General features: G+C 47.4%; 15 protein-coding genes. 1 reads left to right on the top strand and 14 read right to left on the bottom strand.

The annotated features are described in order from the left end of the window. Position 1 precedes the first annotated feature (1 nt). The 4 genes from AR1Y2_RS03690 to AR1Y2_RS03675 form a co-directional block, all read right to left on the bottom strand. Positions 2 to 895: a zinc-dependent alcohol dehydrogenase gene (locus AR1Y2_RS03690; RefSeq protein WP_408608826.1), complete on the bottom strand. Its 894-nt coding sequence runs from the start codon at positions 893 to 895 to the stop codon at positions 2 to 4. A 168-nt stretch (positions 896 to 1063) separates the two neighbouring features. Continuing rightward, positions 1064 to 2068: a Gfo/Idh/MocA family oxidoreductase gene (locus tag AR1Y2_RS03685; protein ID WP_137327757.1), complete on the bottom strand. Its 1005-nt coding sequence runs from the start codon at positions 2066 to 2068 to the stop codon at positions 1064 to 1066. Between the two features lie 15 nt (positions 2069 to 2083). Then, positions 2084 to 2977, bottom strand: coding sequence for a myo-inosose-2 dehydratase (iolE, locus tag AR1Y2_RS03680; RefSeq protein WP_137327756.1), 894 nt, complete (start codon positions 2975 to 2977; stop codon positions 2084 to 2086). Between the two features lie 12 nt (positions 2978 to 2989). Further along, the gene (locus AR1Y2_RS03675; protein WP_137327755.1) at positions 2990 to 4114 is read right to left on the bottom strand and encodes a Gfo/Idh/MocA family protein; all 1125 of its coding nucleotides are present in this window, start codon (positions 4112 to 4114) and stop codon (positions 2990 to 2992) included. A 233-nt stretch (positions 4115 to 4347) separates the two neighbouring features. On the opposite strand from AR1Y2_RS03675, the gene AR1Y2_RS03670 reads away from it, so the two are divergent. Continuing rightward, complete coding sequence (locus tag AR1Y2_RS03670; RefSeq protein WP_137327754.1) at positions 4348 to 5193, top strand: helix-turn-helix domain-containing protein; 846 nt, start codon at positions 4348 to 4350, stop codon at positions 5191 to 5193. A 136-nt stretch (positions 5194 to 5329) separates the two neighbouring features. Here the strand turns inward: AR1Y2_RS03670 and AR1Y2_RS03665 are convergent, their stop codons facing one another. The 10 genes from AR1Y2_RS03665 to AR1Y2_RS03620 all read right to left on the bottom strand — a co-directional run bounded on the left by AR1Y2_RS03665 (position 5330) and on the right by AR1Y2_RS03620 (position 16054). Beyond that, on the bottom strand, positions 5330 to 6355 hold the full coding sequence (locus AR1Y2_RS03665; RefSeq protein WP_137327753.1) for a sensor histidine kinase: 1026 nt from the start codon (positions 6353 to 6355) through the stop codon (positions 5330 to 5332). After that, positions 6348 to 7031 carry a response regulator transcription factor gene (locus tag AR1Y2_RS03660; protein WP_137327752.1) on the bottom strand — a complete coding sequence of 228 codons (684 nt, stop codon included), beginning with the start codon at positions 7029 to 7031 and terminating at the stop codon, positions 6348 to 6350. Before AR1Y2_RS03660 ends, AR1Y2_RS03665 begins: the two co-directional genes overlap by 8 nt. A gap of 12 nt (positions 7032 to 7043) precedes the next feature. Then, on the bottom strand, positions 7044 to 9092 hold the full coding sequence (locus tag AR1Y2_RS03655; protein WP_137327751.1) for an FtsX-like permease family protein: 2049 nt from the start codon (positions 9090 to 9092) through the stop codon (positions 7044 to 7046). Further along, complete coding sequence (locus tag AR1Y2_RS03650; RefSeq protein WP_137327750.1) at positions 9082 to 9852, bottom strand: ABC transporter ATP-binding protein; 771 nt, start codon at positions 9850 to 9852, stop codon at positions 9082 to 9084. The genes AR1Y2_RS03655 and AR1Y2_RS03650 overlap by 11 nt, the downstream gene beginning before the upstream one ends. A 179-nt stretch (positions 9853 to 10031) precedes the next feature. Further along, the gene (locus tag AR1Y2_RS03645) at positions 10032 to 12815 is read right to left on the bottom strand and encodes a fibronectin type III domain-containing protein (RefSeq protein ID WP_137327749.1); all 2784 of its coding nucleotides are present in this window, start codon (positions 12813 to 12815) and stop codon (positions 10032 to 10034) included. A gap of 406 nt (positions 12816 to 13221) precedes the next feature. Then, a complete protein-coding gene (locus AR1Y2_RS03640) occupies positions 13222 to 13500 on the bottom strand; it encodes a DUF2325 domain-containing protein (protein ID WP_137327748.1) in 279 nt (92 codons plus the stop codon). A gap of 62 nt (positions 13501 to 13562) precedes the next feature. Continuing rightward, entirely contained in the window at positions 13563 to 14000 is a 438-nt protein-coding gene (locus tag AR1Y2_RS03635) for a flavodoxin (RefSeq protein WP_137327747.1), read from the bottom strand. 12 nt (positions 14001 to 14012) lie between these two features. Beyond that, complete coding sequence (locus AR1Y2_RS03630) at positions 14013 to 14573, bottom strand: DUF3793 family protein (protein WP_137327746.1); 561 nt, start codon at positions 14571 to 14573, stop codon at positions 14013 to 14015. Between the two features lie 145 nt (positions 14574 to 14718). Beyond that, entirely contained in the window at positions 14719 to 15555 is an 837-nt protein-coding gene (locus AR1Y2_RS03625; protein ID WP_137327745.1) for an aldo/keto reductase, read from the bottom strand. 97 nt (positions 15556 to 15652) lie between these two features. After that, complete coding sequence (locus AR1Y2_RS03620; protein WP_243118844.1) at positions 15653 to 16054, bottom strand: tetratricopeptide repeat protein; 402 nt, start codon at positions 16052 to 16054, stop codon at positions 15653 to 15655. Between the last annotated feature and the right edge of the window lie 32 nt (positions 16055 to 16086).

Genomic DNA, 16086 nt, shown 5'->3' with positions numbered 1-16086 from the left:
CTTATTCGTTGGCAAACGGATCCAGGATCACTTCCAATGCTTCTCCTTTCTGCATTGCCTTTAACCCTGTCTCAAAATCTTCCAAGGGCAGCTTGTGGGTAATCATCTTTGTAAAGTCTACTCTATTGCTGGACAAGAGATTTGCCACATTTTTCAGGGTGTAATTGCCGATAAAGTTGCCATAAACCGTGAGACCCCTTGCTGTGATATCGTTCTGGCAGATTTCCTGTCTGGCGACGCCGTTCTGTCCGAAGAGCAGAATGCTTCCTCCGCTTTTGACTGCCATGAGAGCGTCGTTGATCAGCACTCCCACTGCATCGATGACGATATCTGCCCCGTTTCCATCTGTCTCATTCAACACTTCTGTCTTTAAGTCCTCTTTGGCAGGATTGATCACCCGGTCTGCTCCCTGGGCTTTCGCATACTCCGTACGGAAATCCGATACCTCAGAAACAAGAACTTTTCCGGCTCCGCAGGCTTTCATCAATGTGGTAAAGTATAATCCGATCGGTCCGCCTCCAAGTACCAGGGCGGTATCTCCAGGCATAACTTTCAGCTTTTTCACTGCGCCCATGACACAATTTAACGGCTCTGCAAAAATGGCCTGATCAATTGGAATCTCCTTTGGAATCCGCACCATCTGTTTTTCAGGAGCCACCGCATACTGGGCGAATACTCCGTCTTTATGGACACCCATGGAGCCCATGTGCTTACACAGGTTGCTGTTTCCGGTCTGGCACGGTGTGCAGACTCCGCACGGCACATTGTTATCCAGGATGATGTGGTCTCCCACTTTCAGATCCATCACGTCACTGCCTATTTCTGTGACCTCACCCACACACTCGTGTCCAAGGATGATTCCCTTGTTTGCCTCGATCCCAGGCGGGTTGCGCAGGATATGTACATCTGTGCCGCAGATGCTTGCGGCCAGGATCTTGATCTGTACATCGTCTCCGTGGCAGACCTTTGGAACAGGCCTCTTAGTATATTCAAATTCTCCTAAATCTTTAAATACGATTGCATTCATTTTATCACTCATCTTTTTCTCCTTCCAGATCTCCGTTTATTTTTCATCCAAATATGCCTGATGCAGTTTCTGACAGAACTTAAGGCTCATCGTGCCGTCATGGGCTGTCGTCTCCGGGCTGCGTCCGTTCTCTATGCAGTCCACAAAATTCTCCAGTTCATTATAAAACGCGTCTCCCCAGCGGTTCATAAAGTCCTCCTGGCATTCCTCCACATATCCTTTCTCTGTAAAAGAAGACACATAATTTTTCCTCGGCACGCTGTTTACACGGATGGTGCCTTTTGTTCCCACGATCTCTGATTCCACATGGCTGCATGTGGCAGTTCTTCCCACCTGGATGTATGCAGTTGCCCCATTGTCCATCTTGGTCAGGGAAAATCCGTTGTCATAGTCGTCATATTCCTCCAACCCTTTGCACACATAAGCGCCTCCAAAAGCATGGCAGTCCTCGGGATCCCCTTCCAGGAACCACCGTGCAAGGTCTGTGTCATGGCTGCCCATCTCGATAAACCACGGTACATAGATTCCGTTTTTCACACCTTCTAAGTGGGCGTCCAGCACAGTGGACGGATCCAGACTGACCCCTTTAAACAGGATCGGTGTACCGATCTCACCGTTTTTGATCTTTTCCTTTGCCTCTGCATAAGAAGGATCAAATCTTCTCATAAATCCCACAGTGAAGCACTTATCTGAATTTTCTCTTACTGCCTCTTCAATGGCCAGGCAGTCCTCCACCTTTTTCGCCAGCGGCTTTTCACAGAAGATATGCTTTTTTGCCTTGCAGGCAGCAACCACCTGATCCTTGTGGGCGTCTGCCCCTGTGGCGATCAAAACCGCGTCGATCTCTGGATTTTGAAGCATCTCACCGCAGTCCGTATAGCCGTAAGGAATGCCGAATTCTTCCTGGACTGCTTTGACCTGGGCCTCCCTCATATCACATACGGCGATGACTTCTGACTGCGGGATACGGCAGTGAAGGTTCCGGATACGCATGCGTCCCATATTTCCTGTTCCTATAATTCCAAATCTGATCTTTCCCATAGCTTTTTGTCCTCCTTACAGACCGGTTTTTTCTCTGATATAGTTTCTTGCCATGACTGCGTATTCAAATGGATTAGCCTTTGCCGGATCCTGTTCCGCCTCCACGATGAACCAGCCCTCATAGCCAGCCTTGTCAAGCTCCGCAAAAACACCGTCATAATCCACACATCCGTCTCCCGGAATCGTAAAGCATCCTTCCAGCACTGCTTTTCTGAATTTAAAGCCTTCTTCATATGCCTGATTCATTTTATCCCTGCGGATATCTTTCAGATGCACATGTCCGATTCTGTCACCGAACAGTCTGGCTGCTTCCACCGGGTCCTCATCTGAAAACGTAAAATGACCAGTATCATAGCAGAGAAATACATATCGTGGATCTGTATGGTCCATCAGCCGTTTTGTCTCCGCAGTGGTCTGTACCACCGTAGCCATATGATGGTGAAAGCACAGTTTAAACCCACGGTCTGCGGCGATCTTTCCCAACTTGTCAAGTCCTTTGCACAGCAGCTCCCACTCCTGGTCTGTTGCCTTTGGCTTGTTGTCTCCAAACATAGAGGTCTCCTCTGCAAACAGACATCTTGTCAGTTCACAGACATTGATGCGGGATGCCCCCACTGCCTCCAGAAAGTCCAGCTGTTTGATAAACGCCTTTTCATTGTCTTCGTACGGTTCGGAGCAGAGAAAGGAAGAAAACCACTGGCTGGCGATTTCCATATTTCTCAGTTTTAAAGCCTTATTCAGTACTTTGGGATCGGTTGGGAACTTTCCTCCCACCTCAGTGCCCTGGAATCCTGCCAGGGAAGCCTCGGAGACCATCTGCTCAAAGGACAGGTCTCCCCCCAACTGAGGCATATCGTCATTTGTCCACCCGATGGGTGCGATTCCTAATTTAACATTTTGAAACTTCATGGTTCTCCTCCTTTAGCATAATTCCCACTGTCTGCTCTTTACAGATTTCAGAACAGCGCTGATAACTCCGTCCACTTTTGCGCCCATAGAAAAACTTCCCTCATAGCTGCCGCCATTCATGGCCTGCATCAGCTCATGTGCCTGCAGTGTCTTCATATCGTCAAAGGCAATGGCGATGCCTCCTGCCGGCTGAAAGTATTTGAATCCGTTGTGCTCCGGATTTAAAAGAACTGTGCGGAAACCGCAGTCCCGTCCGTTGTCCTTATCTGCATCTGCCTTGAAATAAACCTGTACCTCACACATTCTCTCCAGATCATAAACCACGGTACCCTCGGTTCCCTGGATCTCATAATAGAAGTAATTCTTTCTGCCTGTGGCAACCCGGGATGCTGAGATATCTCCGATGGCTCCGTTTTTGTATTTTACAAGGAAGGTGATCAGATCATCATTCTCTACTGTTCCCATCTCGTTTTTGCCTGGAAGCGGACGTTCTGGTATGACAATAGAATCCACGGCGTTCACCTCTTGTATGTCCCCCAGGATCATCTGGGATACAGAGAGCAGATGACTTGCCAGATCTCCCAAGGCACCGGAACCGGCAAATTTATTTACATGTCTCCATGTGATCGGCTGCTTCGGATCCAGCAGCATATCCTGGTCGTAGGTTGCATGGATTCTCATGATCTTACCCAGTTTTCCGCTCTGCACTAAATCCTTTACATATTGGTTAGCAGGGTTCATGAGATTTGAAAATCCACAGTAATTGACCACGTTCTTTTCTGCCGCCAGGTCCGCAAGGATCTGTGACTGTTCTCCAGACAGGGACAGCGGTTTCTCGCAGAAGACATGTTTTCCGTTTTCTAAAGCCGCCTTCACCATCTCAAAGTGCATGCTGTTGGGAGTGGCCACATCCACCAGATCTATGTCCGGGTCTTTTACAATGTCGGTCCAGTCCGTTGTATAACGGTTGTAGCCTAAGGACTGAGCCATGTTCTTTACTTGTTCCTCGTTCACATCAGAGATCATCTCAAACACTGGCACGTCATCCCCGAATATCATTTTTGCGTTGTGGAATGCGGTTGTATGTGCCTTCCCCATCCATCCTGCTCCGATTAAACCAATACGAATTCCTTTCATTTTCCGATCCTCCTATACAAGATTGTGTTTTCATCCATAATAATATATTGTTATTTTCCGCAAGAGACCAGCGCACTGCAGCAACGGCTGTACCGCTTTCTGATCATGATAAAATATGCCGGCAAAATCATGTTTGACTCTTTACATGTTGTATTGTACAATAATCCATACAACAAATCACTATACAGGATTGTCAGGAAATAATAAAAAATTGCTTTTCAAAGGAGAAATGTATGATTGGAGAGACCGGAGTATTAAAAGACTCAGAGCGCTACTATTATGAACCTGATCCGTTTACCGCTGAGCATCTGTTTTATTCTCCCCACGGAGGGGCCTACCACTGTGACAAAGACTACTCTTTAAGCAGAAATTCTCTGGATGTAAACCAGATCATTCTGGTTGATTCAGGAACCCTCACAGTAGAGTACGAAGGGGAGACAAAAACAGCCCATTCGGGCATGATCGTGCTTTTAGACTGCAGAAAACCCCACAGATATTATTCCGGCGGAGATGATCTGCGCATGAGATGGTTTCATTTTACCGGCAACACAAGCCATGCCTATACGGATCTGCTGCTGGACCAGCAGGGATTTGTCATCAGTTCCGCCGACCTGATCCCTGAGATCGAGCACTGCTGCGAGCGGATTCTCATGCTGTATGGCAATGCGGAACCGTCTCCACATGTGGCCTCAGTCTATCTTCACAGACTGCTGGCCTTACTGGCCATCACCTCCAAAGAAAAAAAGAAAAGCGAACTGGAGCTTTCCATTGAAAAAACAGCAGAATATATGAAAGGGCACCTGGAAGAGAAAGATATCTCTCTGGAAGTTCTTGCGGAAATGGCAGGTCTCAGCCATTATTACTATTTGAGAAAGTTTAAAGAAATCTACGGACTGACGCCTCACAAATATCTCTTAACCCAGAGGCTCAGAAGCTCAAAAGAATTGCTGACCACAACCTCCCTGAGCATTGAGGAGATCGGGCTTACATGCGGCTTTTCCAATCCATCGCATTTTATTATGGCTTTCCGGAAAAATACCGATATGACGCCGTTTCAGTACAGAAACTTTTGGCGTTAAAAATTCGAGTGCCAAATGCGATTAGCGCAGTCAAATGATTACCTTACGCATTCTGTGTGCATCCCCGCGGAGCGTTTTTTTGTTCCATAGGGAGAACTTTCCTATGGAATAATAAAAAGCCCCCTCTGTGGGGGCTCTAAACTTTACAGAACCGGAATGTGATTTCAAATCCACCGGCATTCTGTTCCGGGATCCCGATCTGGATTCCAAGGCTGTCTGCCGTCTGTTTTGCCAGATAAAGCCCCATCCCGGTGGAGTTCTTTTTCTTTTCACCAGTATCTCCCGTAAAGCCTTTATCAAAGAGAAACGGCAGGTCATACGGCTTGACTCCCATACCATTATCCCGGACCGCCAAAATGATGTCCCCCGTCTCTTTATAATACTTTGTATATAGATGGATGCTGGCCGTCCCCGCTTCATGCACTGCATATTTGATGGAGTTGCTAACTGCCTGGCGGATCAAGAAAGAAAGACCCTTTCTGTCTGACAGCACACTGACATCTTCCACATCATTTATAATGGATATTTTCTTCTCTTTCAGCAGATTTTCATAACCTTCCAGCACTTCCCCGCAGATCTGAGGCAGTGGCAGCCGCTCAAATATATAATCTGTACATGCCGTCCGAAGTCTTGCATAGTACAGCATTCTCTCAACGTTCTCTTCCATATCGGTCCTTGCATATTCCATCCTCTGATAGACAACGGGCGACATCTCATCCTTCCGGTTGTCCAGAACAAAGGTCATCAGTGCCAGCGGCGTTTTGATTTCATGAGCCCATGACTCGATGTATTCTTCATATTCCTGGATGTCCGCCTCCTGGTCCCTGATCTGCCGTTCCATTTTTTCAAACAGGGTCCCCATCAGTTTCAGCGCCTCTTTTTCCTGGCCATTCATCTGTTGAAATATCATCCGGTCCTTTAAGATGCCTGGATCTTCTATAAGTCGCAAAAAGGCCTGTTCTTTTTTCCGGTCTCTTCTGTCCAGCCAAACTCCCAGACATCCATATAAAATAATGGTGGCCAGGATCACGGAAGGCAAAATGGCATAAAAACCTGCCGCATCCTGCAGCCACAAAAATATACAGAATATGAGATCCAGGGCCAATGTAAGCACCAGCCATTCTTTATATTTCACGACAATACGGATCAGTCTGTCAGTCATCCTTTTCTCCAATCTGGGCAAGGCAGTATCCTATGCCTCTTTTGGTCTCTATTTTGCAGGGCAAATGCAGCTTGTTCATTGTTTTCTTTAATCTTGTCATATTTACCTGCAATGCATTCTCATCGATGTACTCCGTAGTCCCCCAAAGTGTCTCAAAAAGCATGGATTTTGTCACCGTTTCATCCGGATGCGCCAAAAGAAGTTCCAGGATCTTCCCCTGGTTTTCGGGCAGGATCGCAGACTGTCCGTCCATATACACCGTGTAGGTCTGCCGGTCCAGCCTGATCCCTTTTAACTCTGCGAACCGGTCCCTGTCCTCAGATCTGCGTAGCAGATTTAAGATCCGGGCAGTCAGCCTTTCCTTATGGCAGGGCTTTGTCAGATATTCGTCCGCACCAAGTCCAAGGGCGTGCAGCTCATCCTTTAACTGGTCCCTGCTGGTCAGCACAAGGATTGGTACCGTACTTCTCTGCCTGATGGATTTGCAGATCTCAAAACCAGTGATACCGGGAAGATTCAGATCCAGGAGCACCAGATCCGGGGACCCATCCAGGATCTCTCTGGCAGCATCCACAAAGGATACGAGACACTCTGTCTCATATCCTTCCTTCTCCAAAATCGACACAAGCTCTTCCCTCATAAAAAGTTCATCTTCCGCGATCACAATCCTTTTCATCTCATCCGCCTTTCAGCCGTCGTCTCTCTTTAGCTCTGCCTGCCTTAAAATCTGTCGGTCACTCTTTTTCATAACAGCCAGTATATAGCCTAATTCTACCACACACAAAATAAGAATCATAGGCACGGCTGCCGCTGTCAAAAGCCCCCCTTTTCCCTGCAGGTCAGCAAAGGCAAAGCCTGTGGCCAGTGATCTGACCCCGAACAGGCTGCCTGAGGCAGCAACAGATACTGGAAGCAGGAAGAACCATTTGATCTGTCTTCTCGCTGATTCACACAGATATTTGATGTGGCATCCAAGGTGCAGGACTGTCCGGTATCTCTTTGCCGTCTGCTGCTGATGCATCAAAAACTGTACTCCCAGCACTGTATTGGCGATCAGCAGAAAGACCGTACCCAAAAAGATGGTCGTATAGCTGGCTGCCACCGTGTAAAACAGCTGTCTCCCCATACTGTTCAGGTAGCTTTCGTACTTCAGGGAAGTCTTATCAAGCTTCTCATTGATGTCCATAATCGTCTGCATAAGCCCTTTCTCCCTTACCACATCCCTCTTCAGTACTGCGTTCCAGTAAGAGTCATAGGTTCCGCCTGTCAGCTGCTCAAATACCTGGTCCGGCACAATGAGTCCATAGCTTATGGTGATCAGACGGTCCGTTACAATATTCTCCTGGCAGAGTGTATCCGACAGCTGGTACCTGTCATGATTCATTTCTACACTGGGACGTTTTTTCAGGGCACGCTTTATGACTCTGTCTGAATCCTGGTTTGTATATTCCCGGCTGTTATACAGGGCTGCCTGACGGTTGTTCAGACGTATCGGCGGTTCTTTCTTCAGTTTTAGAATACGGTTATACCCGGTAAGCGAAATCAGATAAGGCTCGTTAAAATACTGCAGGTTGTTTAAGAGCACGGTCCTGCCCTCGGAATCCTCCTGTGTTCTCACAGCTTCCCGCAGTTCGTCTCCAGAAAAAGTTCCCTCTTCCCTACTCCCTTTGAATAACCCTGTTTTCACTTGGAATGATTCCTGCATATAGGAATCCACTTTTATCCGGGCCAGTTCTTTTTTGATCTGTCCGGGCTCCCCCTCAAAGGTATAATCGATGACTCGCTGGTTTTTCAGGCCGGAATTTAAGCTGACAGAAGATCCATATCCAAAACAGCAGAGTGCAGCCAGCAAAAGCAGTGAGGAGACCGCTATGGAATCCGGCCGGAGCACAATCGTCTCCTGGATCTGGCGGAACGTGAAAACTGTCAGCCCCTTCTCGCTTCGCCTCCGCCTCAGAAACAGATCAAATAGGATTCCGATGCCGCGGAAAAGAAGGAAAGTCCCTGTGATCCCCAGAGCCATGGTAATGCCCATCTGACCTGCCGACTTCCATGCGTTTCCTTTCACAGCCTTGGCATAGGCGGCTGCCAGCATAAGGAGACTCACTGCCAGCTGTATGGCTGTCATATACCTTTTATGCACCTTATGCCGTTTATCCTGGGATTCTGACAGCAGCTGGGTGATCTCCTTCGCCGCGATGCTGCCGCTTTGAATAAGCAGCGCTGCCAGCCGGATGACAAGGTATCCGGCCACGGTCCAGATGGCTGCCTGGAAAGAAAACGTAAAACGGTGCCCCACGATACCCAGTCCTACCGCTTTTGCGGTAATCAAGCTGATCAGTTCCGAAAGCAGCACTGCAATGGGAATTCCCGCTGCCAATGACAGAAGACTGTTCCATATATCCTCGGCCAAAAGCATGGAAAACAGTCTTTTGCGTCCCATTCCAAACATCAGGTACATGCCAAACTCATGGCTCCTCTGCTCCAGCTGGTATTTCCCTGAAAAATATACGAGGAAAAACAGAAAGAACAGAGAGACCATATAGAGTACAGGGATCAGCAGAAACAGTCTGTCAACGGCATCGCTCTCCATTTTTTTCAGGAACAGCATCACATCCTGGTTCTCTAAAGACAGAATCACATAGAACGCAACGATGGATATTACAAGGGATATAAACAGCAGTCCGTTATCCTTCCGGTTCCGCCTGCTGTTTTTTCTCACGATCTCAAAGAACATTGGCACTTCCCCCTCCCAGCTGGGCCAGCACGGCTATGATCCTCTCATAGAACTCCGGCTTGGATTCCCCCGGAGTCTTTTTCCTAAGCTGATGAAAAATGACTCCGTCCTGGATAAAAAGAATCCTGGAACAATAGCTGGCTACATTGGCATCGTGTGTCACCATAAGAATGGTGGATTTCTGCTCCTTGTTCAAATCAGACAGTTTTTGCATCAGAAGCTTGGCATTTTTAGAGTCCAGTGCCCCCGTAGGTTCATCTGCGAGCAGAATCTCCGGATTCAACAAGAGCGCTCTTGCCGCTGCCACCCGCTGCTTTTGACCTCCGGACAGCTCCGATGGAAACTTGCCCAGAATGTCACTGATCTCCAGACAGGCTGCCAGCTCATGCATACGCTGCTTCCTGCCTCCTGCATTATGGATCGCTGCCGGCAGCATGATATTTTCTTCGGCTGTCAGATTGTCGATCAGCTCAAAGTTCTGAAACAGATATCCCATCTGTCTCCCTCTATAAACATCCAATTCTTTTCTGGTAAGCCTGCTGATCTCCTGTCCGTTTAAGAAGATCTTACCGCCGGTGGGACGCGAGGCCGTGGAAATGCAGTTTAGAAGAGTGGTCTTTCCAGACCCGCTGCTTCCCATAATTCCGATGAACTCCCCGTCCACAACCTGAAAACTGATTCCGTCCAAAGCCTTTGTAACATTTTCTTTTTTTCCATAATACTTTCTAAGAGACTTTATCTCTAATTTTTTCCCGGTCATTTTCTATCCTTTCTCACAGTCAGAAACCTCTGTTATTCGTCTGACCCTATTATACAAAATAATACCGTGAGAAAACACTTACACTTCCTGTAAGGTTTTGATGGAAGGATTTTTGGCAAAACAAAGCTGCACACTGAAAACAGCAGGCGGGATCGTGTTTTCCTGCCTGCTGTCTGTCTTTATTTTGTTCTCACGGTCTTCACCTTCGTATAGGCGCTGTAAACCTTCTTTCCTTTTACAATCCGATAAGAACGCAGCTTATAATAATACTTATGGTTTGCGGTAATGCCGATACTTGTATAGCCTGGGATATAGGCTCTGGAATCCTTGAGCATCTTATATTTCCCGTCTTTGCTCCTGGCACGGTAGATCCGGTAACCGTGGCCGCCATCTACTTTCTTCCAGACCACCCTGATGCTTCTTCTGCCGGGCTTTAACGTAAACTTGGGCGCTTTTGTCCTCGGCACTGCTTTCACTTTTTTAGAGAAGCTTCCATAGACGGTCTTTTTGCCCTCTTTCTTATAAGCGCGCACCTTGTAGTAATAAGTCTTTCCTGTGGTCAGCTTTTTGTTGGTCCAGGAGCCGGCTTTGGTCGTCTTCACCTTTTTATACTTTCCGTTCTTTTTTGATGCCCGGTAGATCTGATAACCTTTGACTCCTTTCACTCTCTTCCAGGAAAGCTTCACTGTCTTATAGGTCGTGGAGGATTTCACATTTGGTGCTCCCGGCACAAGCTTCGGAAGTTTCTCCATTTTCATAGCGTGACCGCAGATTTTACAGGAATACGTCTTCACACCTGTCTGGGTATAGGTTGGTTTTTTTGTTACGACACCCTTGTTTTTCTGATGGGGTGCATAGCCGTTCATATTCCTCTTATCCTTCACCGGACAGGCCGCTGCTTTGCATTTGTGCCAATGATGCGTATCGTCGCTGCTCCAGTTTGACAGCCAGTTATGGACATGATCCATTGTTACAGTGATCTTCGCCGCTTTGCTGGTGCTGACGGCAGTTTTCGCTCCGGTTGCCTGGTTATTTTCATTGGTCACAATGCAGTAATAGTACCTGGTACCGACGGTATCGGTCGGCGGAGTATACGATGCTTTGTCCTCTCCAGTCAGCTTCGTCCCGCCTGCCGTCACATTACGCTCGCTTTGGTACCATTGATACTCCAACGCCCCGCTATCGCCCACCCGGGCCTTAATCTCGAGTGCCGCTGCCCGGGTTCCTCTGTTGTAGAGGATTTCCTGTGTACTCAGGTCAGAGGTGATTTCAGGTTCCAGTGCATCCGTCTTCTGATAACTCGGTTCACTGCCTGAAGGATAGTTAATCGCAGCCAGTCTGGGAAAATATCCAATCCGCTCACCGGCTGCCGCATTAAGATCACGGTCTTCCGTAAAGATCCAGACGCCCGGATCGAATCCCTTCATCTTCTCACTCGCCCGGCCCGGACCGGTTCCGGTCATTTCCTGGCGGGTCAGGGACATTCCGTCCTTGTTTATTTTTGTAGTCTCCGTGAGAACTTTGTCTCCCCGTAGGCCCGCCATCTTCGCATCACTGTTTCGGTAGCTGTTCCTTATCTCACCATCAGACGAATTCGTTCCCAATAGGCCCCCATATAGGCTCATACAACTATCCGTAGTATAATTATTATCAGGATCATCAACAAAAGACGCGGCATAGACATCACCTCTTCCATAGCAGCTTTCTATAGCCGCCCGAAGATTAGACCCAGCCAGACCTCCCGCATAGGCCTTTACTTCTTGATTGTTAGCGCCATCCTGCGTTAGCGGTTTCGAGTTGTAAGCATAAGCAGCAGCCTTGCCACTTCCATAGCTGTTTTTTATACTTTTTGTTCGATCTTCCTTAAAAGCCGTATCACTCTCATTATACCCAACCAAGCCTCCCGCATAGGCCTGAACGCTTATCTTACCTGAATTTAAACTTGTACTATAGGCATCGCCGCTTCCAAAGCTGTTTTCTATATCAAAACTATTCCATCCAGCAAGACCTCCCGCATGGCTTATTGCACCTCCCACCCCATCAATAGCAACATAGGCATCGACGTTTCCATAGCTGTCTTTTATTTCACACGGTAGGGGTTCAGTCTGTTCCCCCTGAATCCCTCTTATACTGCTTCCAACCAGGCCTCCCGCATCACCCCCAGTACCTATATCTTTTCTATTAAGCTTAGAGGAAACACAGACTGCGCCGCCGCTTCCATAGCAGTTTTCTATGTGAACTCCCTCCCTCATAGTTCCAACCAGGGACCCTGCAGCAACATAGTTTTGCCCATTCGTAACCTTCACCATTACATAAGCGTTTTCAATTCCCAGATTCCGGATGGTTCCAGCCTCCACACGGCCAAAGAGGCCCACAAATGTATCATCCTTCGGGTCGTTTAGTTTCTCATAAACAACCATCCCCTTTATTGTATGTTTATCTCCGTCAAAGCTCCCCCTAAAAGGTGTTTTGTTCGACCCGATCGGCGCCCACGTATTGGAAACTTTCTCTGAACCATCCGACGTCTTGATTGTAGCCTTAAATGTTTCGTAACGTATATCTGGGTCTGGGGCTCCCGTCGTCTCTTTCTCAATCTTCAGGGGCGTTCCTTCCAGATCAATATCGCTCGTTAATTTGACGAATTTACCCTTGAAGTCACACTTCGGCTCATTCCTCACTACCGCGGAAAAGGCTGCAAGTTGCCCGGCGTTATTGATTTGCAGAGGCTCCTCCTTCGTGTAGGAAGTGTTATACTCATTTTTGATTTTATTATAAAAATTAGTATCATACCGATCCCTATAAGAAGTCCCTGTCTCTGCATCTACAGTTATGCTCTCCAAATACCTCCCCATCGAGCTGTCCGCCCCATAGATATCCTCCGGAAAGCTGAGTAAAACCGTTGTCACCGTCAGGCAAACCGCCATCATGATACACAAAACTTTGTTTCCTCTTTTCTTTTTCATCGCCCGCATCTCTCCTTTCTTTTCCTTGTTGCCGCATTCCACATTGTATTCCAGTTTTTCCCAGCAATCCTCGCAACGAACTTTCCCGTAAGGTGTCTGCTTTCCAAGAAATAAAATGGAGCGTCTGAAAAGGGTCCGGTTCCAAAATCCGTCAACTCCCATGACTTTGGAAATCCGCCCCCTTTTCAGGCGCTCCAGTCTTCTCTTTTTTCATCTCAAAACGGTGCCTTATCCTGCTCAGCAGCATATCCCTCTCCTTCTTTTCCTGTCAATTCTTTTTTCTATTACCTGAAAAAAAGACTTCTGTTCTTAATCATTATACAATAAAAAAAGGGATTTTTCTATCAGCCGGTATGAGGTTTTGGATAAAAATTTTTCTGCATTCAATCTGGCAGTATGAGGTTTTTCATGAGCACTGCGCTAAGATGGATTCCAAAGCCGCCTCACTGCTGCTGTGGGACCGCACGATTTTTGCCTTACTCCTTTTCGCCTCGCAGAGGGCACATTTCACCATCTTGTGGGAAACTGTATTGGTGAATAGAACAACTAAGTCAGGACTGCCTACCTGTTTCCCCAGTTTCGCGCTCATCTGGGTAAACACCTTTGCTTTGCAGTTATACTCTTTACAGATCCTTTTATACTGACAGACCATCCGGTCATGTCCTCCAATGATCACAACACTCATAAGAAACCTCCTCTGTTTGAAAAGGAGCCGGCAAAACCGGCTCCGGAATATCATCTCTTCTTTTACTCTGCCGCCGCAGCCAATGCTTTTCCGAGACTTACACAGTCTGCTTTTGCATCGTCGTCCGGAGTCTCATGGGCGATCAGGCCTTCCCCGTCGATCACCTTCGCACCGGCCCCTGTCATGCGGTCAGTCCAGTCACGCATCCATTCTCCGTCTCCCCATCCATAAGAGCCGAAAAGCGCAATCTGCTTTCCTGAAGCAAAGGCTTCCACTTCCTCAACAAAAGGTTCCATTGCTGATTCCTCCAGCTGCTCCACACCCATGGACGGGCATCCCAGCGCGAATGCCTTTGTCTCTTTTAATATGTCCGCAGAAGCTGATTCCACATCCAAAAATTCGGGAGTTCCTCCTGCAGCTGTAACTCCTTTAGCGATTGCCTCCGCCATGATACCTGTATTTCCTGTGCCGCTCCAAAATGCGATGAATACTTTTGCCATGATAGCTCCTTCCTATGCCGCAACGGTCATCTTTAAGATACCCCTGCCCTGCTGATACAATTTCCAGTAGACTTCTTTACATTTCTTATATTTTTTAAACAGTTCAAGTGCTTCGCATTGATCGCAGTAAACCTTCCACATTCCGCAAAGCCTGCAGTTCATCCCTCTGTTCTCAATAAATCCCAGAACATCCCCCAGCGGATAATCTAAGAACACACCGATCTCATGAGGAAAATCATCTTCCAGAAGCCTGCTTTTCAAATGGCGCAGACATTCTCCTGGCTCTGTTCCGGGATAGCCGAAATCAGCGAGCAGCTCCGCAATGCCTTCCTCCCTGAGTCTTTGATCCAGGTCCTTTTTCCGATACACATAAACCAGAACGGATCCTTCTCTCCAATCAAGCGCCTCCAGAAACAGCCCAAAAGGATTCAGCCTTTCATTCCAGTCACATATCTCCTGCCTGGCATCTGCACTTTTCTGATGATGATAATTAAATAAACTGCCGCATTTCATGCCCGCTAATGTAGGGGCACATTGCTCTACAATTAAATCTGATAAGGTTTTCTCTCTCATGCTTCACCTGCTTCATTTTTACACCGCGCGATGGTTAGTTCTAACTAACTGTAAACATCATATCACGTCGTCGAAAAAAAGCAAGGGAATATATGAGAGTCATTCTCATTTATTCCCTTGCTTATAAATTCTAAACCCGCTGTTATTAAAAATTAATATGATCGCTGTCCTTGTATGACCCCTCGCAGTTGGTGATGGCATCAATGGCTCTCATATCCTCATCACTGATCGTAAAGTCTAGATGTAAATTATCCTGGATCCTTTCTCTGGTCACGCTTTTTACAAGAGGCACCGTTTTATGCTGCATCGCATACTTCACACAGAGCTGTGCCACACTCACGCCGTTTCTCTCCGCCACTTCTCTGATCTCCTGGCACTGAAAGACTTTTCCATTTGCCAGCGGACTGTAAGCCTCTACAACAATGTCTTTTTCTTTACAGTATGTCCGGATCTCCTCCTGAAGACAGCTCGGATGAAACTCAATCTGATTGACCATCGGCGGGATCTCACATACTTCCAGGATCTCATCGATGTGATGGGGTTTAAAATTACTGACACCGATAGCCCCCACCTTCCCCGCTTTGTACAACTCTTCAAAAGCCTTCCAGGTTTCCCGGTTCTTCTCTATATAATTGTCATGAAACTTTACCGGCACGGGCCAATGGATCAGGTACAGATCCAGGTAATCCACACCCAGGTCCGTGACCGTGTTCTCAAATGCGGCCAGAGTGGACTCATATCCATGATCATCGTTCCAGAGTTTGCTAGTCAAAAATAAGTCTTCCCGCTTGATCCCGCTCTCCCGGATGCCTTTGCCCACCCAGACCTCATTGTGGTAGGCTGCCGCCGCATCGATATGGGTATAACCACATTCGATGGCTGTCTTCACCGCATTTACCGTGATCTCATCGCTGGGCGCCTTCCATGTGCCGAAGCCGATGGCCGGCATCTGTTTTCCGTTTGAAAGTGTCACTGTCTCCATAAAAGCAAAACCACCTTTCCTGTATCAGACTGCATTGACGTTTATCTTTATTATAGCAGACTTTCCACAGGTTTTGTTTAATGAAAATCTGTCCCCTTTACGCCAGTTCCCTCCTTACCATATGGCCTACGCCGTATTCGTCATAAACAGTCTCATATCTGGTTCTTTTATTTTCATCTCTGCAGTCAGATTCGTCAAAAGCACAGCTGCCCTCCGGGTAAAGATTGCAGAACCGCTCCATATTCCTCCTTGCAGGCACATACGTGGGGTCCAAGGCCCAGGCTGCCCGGAAATGTTTCATGGCTTTTATGTGGTTTCCGTTCTTCTCCAGCAGAATCCCCATCAGGTTGTGCGGCTGCGGTGCATGGGGATACTCCTTCATAGCCTCCGTTATTTTCTCTTCACAGACGCCGTATTCTTTATTTTCAATGAGATGTCTGACCTCCTCACATAACATTGTCAAGCTGTCTTTTTCTTTCTTACGATTTAACATCATCATCAAACTCCTTTCCTTTCTTTCTACCTTTATTA

The organism is Anaerostipes rhamnosivorans (genome assembly GCF_005280655.1).
Lineage (GTDB): Bacteria > Bacillota > Clostridia > Lachnospirales > Lachnospiraceae > Anaerostipes > Anaerostipes rhamnosivorans.
Note: the sequence above shows the minus strand (reverse complement) of the source record. Positions and strands in the feature narration are given on the sequence as shown.

Excerpts from the sequence above, each read along its gene's own strand:
- AR1Y2_RS03685 (WP_137327757.1), bottom strand. The coding sequence starts at position 2,068 with ATGGGAAAGATCAGATTTGGAATTATAGGAACAGGAAATATGGGACGC.
- iolE (WP_137327756.1), bottom strand. The coding sequence starts at position 2,977 with ATGAAGTTTCAAAATGTTAAATTAGGAATCGCACCCATCGGGTGGACA.
- AR1Y2_RS03675 (WP_137327755.1), bottom strand. The coding sequence starts at position 4,114 with ATGAAAGGAATTCGTATTGGTTTAATCGGAGCAGGATGGATGGGGAAG.
- AR1Y2_RS03670 (WP_137327754.1), top strand. The coding sequence starts at position 4,348 with ATGATTGGAGAGACCGGAGTATTAAAAGACTCAGAGCGCTACTATTAT.
- AR1Y2_RS03665 (WP_137327753.1), bottom strand. The coding sequence starts at position 6,355 with ATGACTGACAGACTGATCCGTATTGTCGTGAAATATAAAGAATGGCTG.
- AR1Y2_RS03660 (WP_137327752.1), bottom strand. The coding sequence starts at position 7,031 with ATGAAAAGGATTGTGATCGCGGAAGATGAACTTTTTATGAGGGAAGAG.
- AR1Y2_RS03655 (WP_137327751.1), bottom strand. The coding sequence starts at position 9,092 with ATGTTCTTTGAGATCGTGAGAAAAAACAGCAGGCGGAACCGGAAGGAT.
- AR1Y2_RS03650 (WP_137327750.1), bottom strand. The coding sequence starts at position 9,852 with ATGACCGGGAAAAAATTAGAGATAAAGTCTCTTAGAAAGTATTATGGA.
- AR1Y2_RS03645 (WP_137327749.1), bottom strand. The coding sequence starts at position 12,815 with ATGAAAAAGAAAAGAGGAAACAAAGTTTTGTGTATCATGATGGCGGTT.
- AR1Y2_RS03640 (WP_137327748.1), bottom strand. The coding sequence starts at position 13,500 with ATGAGTGTTGTGATCATTGGAGGACATGACCGGATGGTCTGTCAGTAT.
- AR1Y2_RS03635 (WP_137327747.1), bottom strand. The coding sequence starts at position 14,000 with ATGGCAAAAGTATTCATCGCATTTTGGAGCGGCACAGGAAATACAGGT.
- AR1Y2_RS03630 (WP_137327746.1), bottom strand. The coding sequence starts at position 14,573 with ATGAGAGAGAAAACCTTATCAGATTTAATTGTAGAGCAATGTGCCCCT.
- AR1Y2_RS03625 (WP_137327745.1), bottom strand. The coding sequence starts at position 15,555 with ATGGAGACAGTGACACTTTCAAACGGAAAACAGATGCCGGCCATCGGC.
- AR1Y2_RS03620 (WP_243118844.1), bottom strand. The coding sequence starts at position 16,054 with ATGATGATGTTAAATCGTAAGAAAGAAAAAGACAGCTTGACAATGTTA.